Source organism: Lactococcus sp. EKM203L, assembly GCF_011800585.1.
GTDB lineage: Bacteria > Bacillota > Bacilli > Lactobacillales > Streptococcaceae > Lactococcus > Lactococcus lactis.
In genome coordinates this window covers 391,733-404,556 of the sequence record NZ_JAALEQ010000001.1, presented here as the reverse complement: position 1 = coordinate 404,556, position 12,824 = coordinate 391,733, and the positions used below count along the sequence as shown (strand labels likewise).

The 12,824-nt window shown below is 35.8% G+C and carries 10 protein-coding genes and 1 tRNA gene; 1 reads left to right on the top strand and 10 read right to left on the bottom strand.

Going from position 1 to position 12,824, the window contains the following annotated elements:
• Positions 1-147: 147 nt before the first annotated feature.
• The 7 genes from HFD15_RS02195 to HFD15_RS02165 all read right to left on the bottom strand — a co-directional run bounded on the left by HFD15_RS02195 (position 148) and on the right by HFD15_RS02165 (position 8,818).
• The gene (locus HFD15_RS02195) at positions 148-789 is read right to left on the bottom strand and encodes a bifunctional 4-hydroxy-2-oxoglutarate aldolase/2-dehydro-3-deoxy-phosphogluconate aldolase (protein WP_017864827.1); all 642 of its coding nucleotides are present in this window, start codon (positions 787-789) and stop codon (positions 148-150) included.
• Between the two features lie 2 nt (positions 790-791).
• A complete protein-coding gene (locus HFD15_RS02190; RefSeq protein ID WP_023189669.1) occupies positions 792-1,742 on the bottom strand; it encodes a sugar kinase in 951 nt (316 codons plus the stop codon).
• Entirely contained in the window at positions 1,739-3,157 is a 1,419-nt protein-coding gene (gene uxaC, locus HFD15_RS02185) for a glucuronate isomerase (RefSeq protein ID WP_058208064.1), read from the bottom strand. The genes HFD15_RS02190 and uxaC overlap by 4 nt, the downstream gene beginning before the upstream one ends.
• The gene (locus HFD15_RS02180) at positions 3,154-4,047 is read right to left on the bottom strand and encodes an aldose 1-epimerase family protein (protein ID WP_058208063.1); all 894 of its coding nucleotides are present in this window, start codon (positions 4,045-4,047) and stop codon (positions 3,154-3,156) included. Before HFD15_RS02180 ends, uxaC begins: the two co-directional genes overlap by 4 nt.
• A gap of 59 nt (positions 4,048-4,106) precedes the next feature.
• Positions 4,107-5,633 (bottom strand): MFS transporter, encoded by a 1,527-nt coding sequence (locus tag HFD15_RS02175; protein WP_012898235.1) that lies wholly within the window; start codon positions 5,631-5,633, stop codon positions 4,107-4,109.
• A gap of 185 nt (positions 5,634-5,818) precedes the next feature.
• The gene (uxuA, locus tag HFD15_RS02170; RefSeq protein WP_058208062.1) at positions 5,819-6,895 is read right to left on the bottom strand and encodes a mannonate dehydratase; all 1,077 of its coding nucleotides are present in this window, start codon (positions 6,893-6,895) and stop codon (positions 5,819-5,821) included.
• Positions 6,896-7,183: 288 nt separating this feature from the next.
• A complete protein-coding gene (locus tag HFD15_RS02165; RefSeq protein WP_058208061.1) occupies positions 7,184-8,818 on the bottom strand; it encodes a mannitol dehydrogenase family protein in 1,635 nt (544 codons plus the stop codon).
• 167 nt (positions 8,819-8,985) lie between these two features.
• On the opposite strand from HFD15_RS02165, the gene HFD15_RS02160 reads away from it, so the two are divergent.
• A complete protein-coding gene (locus HFD15_RS02160; protein WP_023189673.1) occupies positions 8,986-9,669 on the top strand; it encodes a GntR family transcriptional regulator in 684 nt (227 codons plus the stop codon).
• Between the two features lie 45 nt (positions 9,670-9,714).
• On the opposite strand, the gene HFD15_RS02155 is transcribed toward HFD15_RS02160, so the two are convergent.
• The 3 genes from HFD15_RS02155 to HFD15_RS02145 all read right to left on the bottom strand — a co-directional run bounded on the left by HFD15_RS02155 (position 9,715) and on the right by HFD15_RS02145 (position 11,886).
• Positions 9,715-11,145 (bottom strand): MFS transporter, encoded by a 1,431-nt coding sequence (locus HFD15_RS02155; protein ID WP_167593206.1) that lies wholly within the window; start codon positions 11,143-11,145, stop codon positions 9,715-9,717.
• A 251-nt stretch (positions 11,146-11,396) separates the two neighbouring features.
• Positions 11,397-11,470 (bottom strand) — tRNA-Ile (locus HFD15_RS02150).
• Positions 11,471-11,685: 215 nt separating this feature from the next.
• Positions 11,686-11,886, bottom strand: a complete 201-nt coding sequence (locus tag HFD15_RS02145) for a cold-shock protein (RefSeq protein WP_010905424.1) — start codon at positions 11,884-11,886, stop codon at positions 11,686-11,688.
• Positions 11,887-12,824: the final 938 nt, after the last annotated feature.

Genomic DNA, 12,824 nt, shown 5'->3' with positions numbered 1-12,824 from the left:
TATAACTCAATTATTTTACCAAAATATAGCGCTTACAGTCCAAATTACTTTTACTAAATAAAATAATTGGACTGAACTTTAGAAAATAAAAAAACTCCAAAAAATGAAGTTTTTTATTATTCAAAAGGGAAAATTAATAGCTAATTTTTATTTCTTAGCTGCCTTAAATGCTGCCATAAATTTCTTGGCATTTTCAGTAACCCCACTATAATTGTTGTTGGCTGCTGGAGCTGTAACCCCACCTCCAGCACTTACAGCTACTGCTCCTGCTGCAAACCATTCAGCAACATTATCAACATTTACTCCTCCCGATGGAAGGATATTAATATAAGGAAATGGACCTTTTAAGTCTTTTATCATTTTGGGACCTGTAATATCACCTGGGAAAAGTTTGATTAACTCTGACCCATACTCTAAAGCTTTTTGAGCTTCGAGTGGAGTTAAAATTCCCGGAACATAGGGAATCTGATAAAGATTACATATCTTTGCGACTTCTTTGTTAAAACTTGGACTGACAATAAATTGAGCCCCTGCAACAATGGCCAAACGAGCAGAGGTCGGATCTAAAACTGTCCCTGCTCCGATCACTACATCTGTTCCTAGATACTTGGCTACCAAATCAGAAATAACTTCGTTAGCTCGCGGGACTGAATAGGTCAATTCGATAGAAGTGATTCCTCCTGAGACGACAGCTTCTACGATTTTTAATGCTTTTTCGCCACTCTCAGCTCGGACGACCGAGACGACTCCTGATTGAATCACTTTATTTAATAATTCTGCTCTTTGCATGACTACATCTCCTTGTAAAATGCTTTTAGTTCTTCTTTTGTGGGATAACCTTCACTATCTCCTGAGCTTTGAACTGCTAATGCTCCAACGGCACAGGCGCGCTTGACGGCTTCTTTTAAGGTTTTTCCTTCAAGTAAGGCAGACTCAAGACCAACGGCGAATCCGTCTCCTGCTCCAACCGTATCAACAACTTTTGCTACTTTAAATCCAGAAATAAAATATTGTTCACCATTTTTTAATTTTACAAAAGCACCATCAGCGCCTAATTTGACAACTACAATCTTTGTGAGAGTGCTCTGCTCAAGGTAAAAATCAGCGATTTTTTCTGGTTCAAATGAACCGGTCAAGATTTCACCTTCATTTATTCCTGGCAGAATGATTTGACTTTGCTTTGCTAAATCATTGATTATTCTTATCATTTTTTCTTGATTATCCCAAAGTACAGGTCGTAAATTTGGATCGAAAATGGTTAAAATATCTGCTTCATTTAATTTTTGATTGAACCCTTGAAATGTTTTTAAACTAGTTTCTGAAAGGGCTGGAAAAATTCCTGAGAGATGCGCAATTTTTATCCCTGATAAATCTAGAGCTTTTAGTTCAGCAATGGATAAATTGGCCGCTGCAGAATTTTTGCGATAATAATCAACTTTTGGGTCGCCCTCACTTACTTTTTGTTTTAAATAAAAGCCTGTTGAATAGTTTTTATCTTTGGTGAGATAGGTCGTTTCAATCTCCGCTTTTTTGACTGACTCAATAATAAAATTCCCAAATGAATCCTCTCCGACTTTAGAAATATAAATTCCTTTATGTCCTAGACGACTCAAACCAATCGCAACATTTAGCTCCGCACCAGCTAAATATTTGCTGAAATGCTCAGCTGCATCTAAACTTATATCTTGATTTTCTGAGGCAAGAACGACTAAAGGTTCGCCAAGAGTTATAAATTCAGTCATTGCTTAGAGTCCTCATCTTTGAAAAATCCAAAATAATCATGCACATTATTATAACTAATATCTTCAATCATTTTTCCAACAAGTGCTTCATTATCAGGGATTCTACCATTTTCAATCAACTGTCCAACAAAATTACAGAGGACGCGACGGAAATATTCATGACGTGGATAACTTAAAAAGCTCCGTGAATCTGTCAACATTCCTACAAAATTGGACAATAAACTTTGTGAAGCAAAAATCTCTAATTGGTTTTCCATTCCTTTTTTGGTGTCATTGAACCACCAACCAGCTCCAAGTTGTAATTGTTGCACTCCTTCACCTTGAAAACAGCCAATCATTGTGGCTAATTCAAGCCAATCATTTTGATTAAGGGAGTAGAGAATGGTTTTTGGTATGGTTTCAAGTTCTGCTGCTTTGCTAAAGAGTTTGGTTAATTCCTCAGAAATATTAGCTTGAGTACCCATACTATCAAATCCAGTATTTTCACCAATTTTACTTAAGGCTGGGCCATTGATAGAACGGTTGACGTTAACATGGAGTTGCATTGTCCATTCAAATTTTTTATTTAATTTCATAATTTCAAGGATTAATGCCGTAATGTATTGATTGTATTCTAGGTCTGTTAAAGTTTGATTCTCTTTGGCTTTCTGAAGGATAGAATCTAAATCCACGTTTTTAGTTTCTGCAAAAGTATAGGTAGATAAGGAGTGGTCAGACAAACGTCCACCAAGGCTTGTGAAAAATTCAAATCTTTGTTCAAGTGCCTTAATCATCGTCTTAAAACCTTTTATTTCAATTCCAGAAACTGCTGACAGCTCTGTCAAATAGTCTGCAAAATGTCCGTCAGTAATCGAAATTAAATGGTCTGGTCTTAAAGCTGGCAAAACTTTGAAATCTTTTTCCTCTTTGGCTAATAATTCATGATAAGAAAGCGTTGAAATAGGGTCATCTGTTGTACAAACAACTTTTACCTGTGAATTTTTAATCAATGCGCGTGGTCTGAAATCATCTGTGGCAAGCATTTGGTTCGCTTCATCCCAAATTTCTTTGGCTGTCTCGCTTGAAATCAACTTATCAATATGGAAAAATCGTTTTAATTCCAGATGAGTCCATTCATAAATTGGATTACCAAATGATTTTTCGAGTGTTTTAGCAAATGCTAAAAACTTTTCATAATCCTCTCCATCTCCAGTAATCAATTTTTCAGGAATGCCGTTCGCACGGAGCAAACGCCATTTATAATGATCCCCACCTAGCCAAATTTGTGTTAAATTTTCATATTTTTTATTTTCATAAATTTCTGCGGGTTCAAGATGGCAATGATAATCAATAATTGGCATTTTTTCTGCATGTTTGTGAAAGAGCATCTTGGCACTTTCATTCGTTAGTAAAAAATCTTCTGATAAAAATTTCATGATTCTCCTTTATTACTATTAAAAGTTAATTCAACTTCATAAGTTTTTGATTCATTTGATTTTAAGCTGATATTTCCTTCTTTTTGCAAGAGTTCTTGTTTTTGATTGAGAATATCAGGCAGTCCTTGAAAGGGTTCAATACAGAGGTAAGAAAGATTTTCGTCTTCTTTTGTCCACAAGCAAAGATAAGGAAAATCCGTCATTTTCATGGTCATTTGATAATCAGTCTCTTGTGAAAAAAGTTTCACTTCCTCGATTTTATTGTCAAAAATGACGAGCCCTTTTTCAAAGAATTCTCTTTCAAGTGGAAAATTACTGACAGCTTTATTAATTTCTATGATTTTTCCCGAACGATAAGGAAATGGATTTTTGACAATTTCAAATTGTTTTAAAGTCCTATCTTTAGTTTCAAAGGAAATCTGGTAATCTTCAAAATTTGCTGACAGGTTAAAAGCTGGATGAAATCCTAAGGCAAAAGTCAATTTTTTTACTGACAGATTTTTTATTTCAAATTGAATCTTCAATTTTTTACTGACCAGTTGATAAGTGACTTTTAATTCAAATTGAAAAGGGTAGGATTGATAAGTTTCCTCGTTATCTTTTAACGACAAACTTATCTGGTCTTCTTTCTGGTCAATAATTTCAAAGAAATAATCTGAAGCAAAACCATGTTGTTGCATCGGATAAATCTTCTGGTTCAGCAAATATTCATCATCAGTTGAACGTCCAATAGCCGGAAATAAAATTGGGGCATGTTTTGGCCACTCAGAGCCATTCCAAATAAAATCAAATTTATTTTTATTCTCAATTACATGAGTTAATTCAGCCCCTTTTGGATTAATTTGAACAGTAAGCTCATTATTTTTTAGTGTTAACAATTGATTTTCCATCGTTTTTCTCCGATAAATTTACTGACAGCGCCTGTCACTAAACTTTTAAGCTTTTGTCATTAAATGTCTGCTTGGTCAGGCCAACATTTTTCATAAGAGTGACCTGTCAGTAATTCAACGACCTGACGTGTTTCAAGAGTTACATCAGCTTTTGAGCCTCCTTCTTCAAGACGTTGCAATTCTGCTTTTAAAATATCATGATTGGCTCGATTAAGTTTAAAGGTGCGAGCTGCAATTAATGCGGCTGCTAACAAGCCAATTGGAACAAAGATGAAAATCAACATAATTCCGTGCTGAATACCTAATGGTGTATTTGCATGAGTCGTCATTGTTGTGGAATTAAATCCAATTTCTTCAAGAGCCCAACCAGCAATATATGTTGCAAGTGCCCCTGTTGATTTACGAAAGAAAGTCATGACAGAAGCATATACGCCCGCTTTATCACCATGTGTAAAAATTCGGTCAACATCGGGTATAAAAGGGAAAACATTCCAAGGAGTAAATTCTAAAATTCCTCGTCCAAGTTGATAAATAATGGAAACAATCACAAGCATCCACATTGGATTATTAATCCCTGTCAAATAGATAACAAAATAACCTAACATGGCCACAATAATCGCCAAATAACTCAAAGTAAATAAATATTTCGGACCACGAGTGACCATTAATTTTACTGCGGCAATAGTCGATAGAATACCAAATGCTGAGAGTGCTTGGAGAACCCACGGAGCATTGGCAGATGTTCCAGACAATCCAATCACGATAAAAGTTGGGAGCAGTGTAGAATAGAAATCTTTTCCTGTAAATGAGAGGAGATAAACCAATAAATGTTTTCTGAATGATTTATTTTTGAAAGTGCCAAAGTAATCTGTCACTGTTTTTTTCATAAATCCACTAAATCCAAGTCGTGGTTGAGCATCTAATTCTGCTAGAAATTCTGGAGTTAAAGGGCGTTCCCAGCTTGCTCGCCATGAAGTGAAAATGGCAATGACAAAAATGACTGTCCAAGTAATTCCCGTATAAAGATAAGCATTAGGATTATTAAATGACTTAAGTACAGCTAAGGTAAAGAAGACAATAGCCGTTCCAGTTGCTGAAATAAACATTCGACTCCCTGAAAGAGTGGTTCGTTTTTTATAATCAGGCGTCATTTCCGTAGGCAAGGTTTCCCAAGGAATTAAAATCATGGAAATCGCTACCTCAATAGCAACATAAACCCAAAGATAATATTGCCAACTGCTAGTTGAAATCCAAAACATTGGAAATAAAATCGCAAATAATATTCCGCCAAGTGCAATAAAGAAATGACGTCGGCCATATTTTCGTCCTAATCTTGTTCGATAAAAACGGTCAGTAATTGCCCCAAAAAAGAGGGACCAGATGGCATCAATAATCCGACCAATTCCCAAAACTGCTCCTGTAAAAAGAGGACTAATTCCTTGTGAAAGAACAAAGACAAAGATAACTCCTGAAACAATGTTATTCCAGCCTCCGCCCATTAAATCAGTCAAACCGTAAAGAAGACCACGCCTTGTATTGATTGCTTTTGGGGTATAAACCCATGAAGTTTTTTGTTTTTCTGCCATTTTAAACAGATTCTCCTATTTTTATATTTTTGTCAGTGAAAATTGACAAATTTTTCCATAAACTTTGTTAATTTGTGAACTTTGTGAAACGCTTACTCCAACGTTTTAATTTTAGCGGAGAGTATTCTCCGCACATTTTTTTCACAAAAAGTTCTTTAAAATAGATTTCTTCATATCATTTTTATTTACTGATTCGTTTTCTCAAGCGCCTCCCAAAGCCCATTAAGATAACTTGCTCCAAGTGCTCGGTCATATAAACCGTAGCCTGGGCGTCCTGTTTCTCCCCAAATCATTCGACCATGGTCTGGACGAATATAGCCATCAAAACCATTATCATACATGGCTTTCATTATTTTATATATATCAAGCGAACCATACTCCGACATATGAGGAGCTTCATAAAAATCTTTTTCACCACTTGGCAAAAATTTAATATTCCGCACATGTGCAAAAGGAATTCGGTCTCTTTTGACAAATTCAGCCATAATTTCATAGACATTATTAGCTGGATCTTCAGCAATCGACCCCGTACAAAGCGTAATCGCGTTTGACGGACTATCTACAACATTACATATCCAATCTAAATCTTCCCGATTTTTCACCACCCGAGGAAGCCCAAACATCGGATAAGGAGGGTCATCAGGGTGAACAGCCATTTTAATCCCAACTTCTTCACATGTAGGAATGATTGCTTTTAGAAAATAAGCAAAATTTTCACGCAATTTATGCTCATCGACATTTTTGTATGCCTCAAAGAGTCCTCTGACTTCTGATAATCTTTCAGGTTCCCAACCCGGGAGTGAAAAGCCACCATCCGCTGCTTGAACGCGGTCAATTATCTCCTGAGGGTTTGCTGGAATATCCCCAGCAATAAAAGCCATAGTTTGTGAATTATCAGATAAATGATAATCCAAATCTGATTTCAACCAGTCAAATACAGGCATAAAATTATAGCAAATCACTTCAATCCCAAACTCAGCAAGATTTCGAATCGTTTCTTTATAATTCTCAATATATTTATCACGAGTTGGCAAACCAATTTTGATATCATCATGAATATTGACAGATTCAATTACTTTTAAACTTAAACCTGCGGCTTCAATTTCTTCTTTAAGTGCTTTGATTCTCTCCTTTGGCCAAATTTCTCCTGCTGGAATGTCCATAATCATTCCAACTACTCCTTTAACACCTGGAACTTGGGCAATTTCAGAAAGTTTTATCTTATCTGCATTTGAACCAAACCAACGCATTGTCATTTCCATTTTTTTATTCCTTTATCTTATTTATATAAAACCAAATAACGTGCTATAGCTTCCCACTAAGCGGTAAGACCAGCTGAAAGTTGTACGTCAATGATTTCGTAATTTTGATTTTGCAAATCTGCCAAAACTTTATTTAAAGCTTGATTAAAAAGTTGGTCAGTTTTTTCTTTTCACAATTTGGCAGAAATGGAAAACTGATAGCAGTATTTTTACTGACAGCTCAAAATTAAACATTCTGTCAGTAAATTTTCAGATATTTTTTACTGACAGTTCTAAATAAGTAGTCTGTCAGTATTTTTTTCCGTGTTCTTTTAGGACGATTTGCAGTGTCTTAAGCACTGCTCCTTTGCCTTGAAGCATTTGCTCAAAGTAATTTTCAATCTTTTGAGCTAGCCCTGTTTGGTACATCTCATTTGGAAAAATTTGGTGATTAGATAAGATAGGTTTTAGAATTTCATGAATTTCTTGCTGACTACCATCTAATTTTACCTCGGCAACAAAAGCTTGCAACTCTTCAAGAAGAGGGTCAGGACTTGGAGAAAAACTTTCTAACTCATCATTAATTCCGATTAAATAACGGCACCAAGCAGCAATGACTAATGGAATAAATTCCAATTCTTTAACAGAAAATCTTGGATTGGCAATATAGTGTCCAATTGTTACGCCATAGCGAACAGGAATTTTTTGTGACGTATCTGCCGCAATTCTCTGTGGTGTATCTGGAATATTTTTATTTGGTAAACGTTTAGTCAATAACTGGTCAATAAAATCTTTTGGATTGATAATTTTCGGATTCTTAACCACAGGCAAAGCCTCGCCATACCCCAAATTCTTAACAAGTGCTAACAAATCTGGATTGGCAACTTCTTCCCAAATTGAATGATAATCTAATAAACTTCCAAAAATAGCTAAAGCGGTATGCAAGGGGTTCAAACAAGCGGTAACTTTCATCTGATCAGCATCATTGACTGTTTCACGATCAGTCAAGATAACTCCAGCTTTTTCTAATGCCGGCCTGCCATTTGGAAAAGTATCTTCAATCACTAAATAATGAACTTCTTCCGTATTACCAAAAGGAGCAATATTTGTATGTTTTTGACTATGTAAAATTTCTGTATCCTCAAAATCATCAGCTGTCAGTAATTTTGCAACTTTTTCAGACGGATTGGGTGTAATTCGGTCAATCATTGACCAGGGAAAACTGACTTTTTTAGGATTGATAAGGTAATCATAAAAATCTTGTTCTACGATTTCATTTTCCACCCAAGCTTTAGCAATGGTCAAAATCGCTTCTTGCAATTTCAAACCATTTTCTGAAAAATTATCTGTGCTCACCATGGCAATCGGAAATTTACCAGCTTTAAATCTTGCATAAAGGAGATAAGTAACGGCTCCCATATTGGTTTTGGGCTTGCTTCTTCCTTGCATATCTTCAAGTGCCAAAGGCGTCAATTGATCTTTTGAATCCCGTAGTGAATAACCTTTTTCTGTAATCGAAAAAGTTGTCAATTGCAAAGACGGATTTTCAAAGACTTTTGTTAAATGAGCCCAACCCTCGGTATTTTCTGCATTAAAATAAAAACTTTCAGCAACACTCGCAATCAATTCTTTGTCAAAAGTTCCATCTGATTTCATTGTCACTGACAGAAAACGATTATTATATGCCCGATAGCTTTTATCAATTACCTCATCATCATAAGTTTCGGCCACAATAAGACCTGAGTTGAGTTCTCCTTGATTGAGTAAGTCTTGGGCGACACCCGCATGGAAACATCTAAAAAGATTTCCTCCACCAAAGTGGACCCAGACTGGATTATCAGCTGTTGACTCTATAACTTTGTCTTGATTAAAGTTAGGAATTTTAATTTTCGCTTTTTTAAATTCCTCAGCTTTTATCAAATAATCATCAAGCAATTTCACCATGATTTCTCCTTTAAATCTCGAAAAGTGATATATCAGTTTTTCTTCTACGAAAACTAGTATATCACTTTTGAGAAACCGTTGTCAAGAATATATTAAAAAAAAGACATTATTTTAAAAGAATACCTTTATTATTTGACTTTACCGCCCCTCTGCTCTATAATTACAGAATGAATGAATTGAATTTTAATCTACAGAATCAGGCCTATAAACAAATTACAGGCAAAATTCTCAGGAATGAATATCGTCCTGGTCAAAAAATTTCACAAAAAAATATCGAAATTGATTTGCAATTAGGCCGAACTCCTGTCAGAGAGGCACTTCTTCGTTTACGTCGTGATGGACTCATTTACAGCATCCCTCAATCAGGAACCTTCGTCACAAAAATTGATTTAGATGCTGCCATCAATGCTCGATTCATTCGAGAAAATTTAGAAGCCAAAATTGTTTCCGAAGCCGCGGCTTTAGAGAATAATAATCTTTTACTCAACCAAGCGCGTGATGCAATTGAACTTCAAGAACAATATGCTGCTAAAGCAGAATATCACAATTTTTTTAATGCCGATGAAGAATTTCATAAAACTTTTTATTTAATGACTAATCATGCCCAAGTCTGGGACTGGCTTCAAACCATTAATATTCAGTTCAATCGTTTCCGTTGGTTACGTCTTGCGATTTCTGATTTACCATGGAATACCTTGATTGAGCAACATAAGGAAATACTTTGCGCTGTTGAGAATCATGATGGAGAACAAGCTGTCACAGCAGCTGCCAAACATTTGCACTTGATGTTTGACGAAGAAATGGCAGTGTTACAAGCTTTTCCTGAATACTTTGATAATTTACCCGAATAAAAAACTCTGCCGGAATTCCGACAGAGTTTTTTATAAGTAACTCATTTATTTTACATTTTTAGAATCTGGAATTAAAAATGAAGTAAAGAAAGCAATAATAACAAGAATCAATCCTGTGACAATTCCAGAAATATAACCAGAACTACTTCCACCAACACTGGTATGTAAAAGCGTTGGCACTGCGTACAAGATAATGAAACTGATACCAGCTCCTAAATTAAACATTCCTGCATTTAAGCCCGGAAGATAACCTGGATTATCCTCTGGTGAAAGCACGATTCCCAGACCATTTAACATAATATTTGTTATTCCAGCATAGGTAATCCCAATGAAGGTAGATACCAACAATAAAAGCCGGATTGAAGGTTGTAGCACTCCAACAACGGCCAAACCAATACCGATAATCGTCGTTAAAAGTCCAACCCGAAGGACTTTTGTAAAGCCAAAGCGAGCAGCCAAGAATCCTGAAACAGGTCCAAAGAATAAGCCAGCAAGCGCATAAGGAGTAAGGGTAACAAGAGAAACCATATCTGCCCCAAGTCCCAAACCAAACTTACCATCTTGACCCAAAGCTGGAATAATACCATTCATAATTGCAAAGACACCAGTCATCGTTAGGAGAGTTGTAATTAATAACCCCCAAGTTCTTCTTTGTTTCAAATAATGAATAGGAACCATTGGATGATTCACTCGTTTTTCAACTTGCCAAAATCCAACAAAACAAATCAAACCTAAAAGAGCCAAGAGTGAAGCTAAAAGCCAATTAGGAAGTCCAAGATTTCCAAAACTTCCTTGCAAGGCATTCACCGCGCTCAAGAGCGCACCCATTGCCACTACTAAAAGAATGACTCCGCTCCAATCCATTTTTGGTGTATCTTTTGCAGTTGACTCTTGCGTTCCAAAACTTACTAAAAGAATAGCAAGTGCCGCAGTAATTCCCATAACAAAAAATACAGAACGAAATCCACCATGACTTACTAGCCAACCACCTGCTAATGCATCAACCCCAGCAATTCCACCATTGATTGAAGTGAGTATGGCCATTAATTTTGCATATCTCTTCTCATCACGCACTTTCACATGCAGAATAATTAAACAAAGCGGAACCACAGGGCCAGCAGCACCTTGTAAAATACGACCAATCATCAAAATCCCTACATTTGTAGCAAATCCTGAGATAAGACAACCAATCATTGTCAAAGTAAGCATTCCAATTAGAACTTTTTTTCGTCCAATCAAATCCGCCAAACGAGGCAAAAATAGAGCAAATAAGGCCGCAGCTGTAAAAAAGATGGTTTGTGTTAGTGCTATAGACGAAGCTGTCGTGTGTAATTGGGTCTGCATGGTAACCAAAGCAGGCGAGAGCATTGAAGCATTGAGCTGAAAAGCAAAGATTGCTACCAATAGGGCCACCATTAAAGCCACTATTGAACCCGCATTATCACTAGATTTTTGAGGAACAGTATTTTCTCCCATTTTTTCTCCTTTTTTTAGAGGATAAACTCTTTTTAATTTTACAAACCTAAAAGAGCCCCAGCTATCTATTATATTATAAATTTTACTTTTTGCGAAGTTTAAAAATGTCACTTGGACAAATTTATATTTTTATTCATTATTCATCTTTATTTTTAAAAATAAAAAAACTCTGTCCTAGCGACAGAGAAAAATACTTTAAAATCAACATTTCAATAAGTTGTTTTATCGAAAGGGGCTATAAAGGGGCATTATGGTTCTTGCTGGACTCGAACCAGCGCTAACCCCGTTATGAGCGGGGGACTTTAACCAACTAAGCTAAAGAACCGTTAGGCAGCATTACTGCCGCCTATGTTCAAGACTTTCATTATAACATACTACCTTAATTAAAAACCACTCTATAAAAGAGTGGCCCTAATTTACGCAAAGGGAAGTGTGTGTTTTCTCTTGCTGGCTAAGTATAACATACTATCCTAGAATTACAACATCGTATTAAAAAAACTGAAGCTACTGCTCCAGTTTATGCACGATTTTCAAATATAATTATGCTTTTGTGATATTGACTGCTTGAAGACCACGTTGACCTTCTTCAACATCAAATTCAACTTTTTGACCTTCATCAAGTGATTTGAATCCATCAGATTGGATTGCTGAGAAGTGAGCGAACAAATCTTTGCCTTCTTCTGAAGTGATAAAGCCAAATCCTTTATCTGCGTTAAACCATTTTACTGTTCCATTTGCCATAATATTTATTTCCTTTCGACAAAATTGTAAATCTCATTTTGCGAAAAGTGAATCTATAAAACATTTTACTCATGACAAAATCTACTTTCTCATAGTAACACTAATTATACTCAATGTCAAACTGCCTATTTATTAATAAAAACCATATCTTGATGATATGGTTTTTATGAACTGTAAGGAAAGCAACTAATCTTTCCGTCCAGCAAGTATAACACTAAGGTTAGTTAAAGTCAAACTAACTACTAATTGAAAAATAAAAAGCCACTCACAATTGAGCGGCTAAAGATGACAGGCGGTGCTTTCGAAGTACCAACCTTACGTTAAGTATATCACTTTGATCAGTTATTACAATAGTAAATAAAAAGTCACCCCAAATGTGGGAGGGTGACTGAAATAAGCTGGGAGTGACTGACTCCCTAGCGCAAGTGTAGCACTATACTTAAGTAAAGTCAAACATATTTAAAAAGCCGCCCAATATGACAAGGGCGACTACACCTAAGGGCCAACGAACCCCATGGCAAGTATAACACATTATTTTTTAATTACAATAGCAAAGAAAAGGCCGCCCCAAACGCAAGAGGGCAGCTCTGATATATAGTAAGGAGTCTACTAAGCTCCTACGCTAATCATAACACTTTAAAATTTAAAAACAATAGCAAAATAAAAAAGCCACTCCGAAGAGCAGCTTAACTCTAGAAATAGGATGAAATCCCACAATCATCCCGCCTAAATTATAACATATTATTATTGACAATTGTTCATAAAATTGATAATATTATAACAGTTAGTGCAAGTTAATCTAGTTTTATACTATATTATTCATACCTTGCTCTAATCACGTTCCGGCACTGGCTTAATGCTAGTGCTTTTTTATATCAAAAAATGCCTCATAAGGGGAGGAGGCATTTAAGAAAAATTTTATAACGAGCTTCTCATGG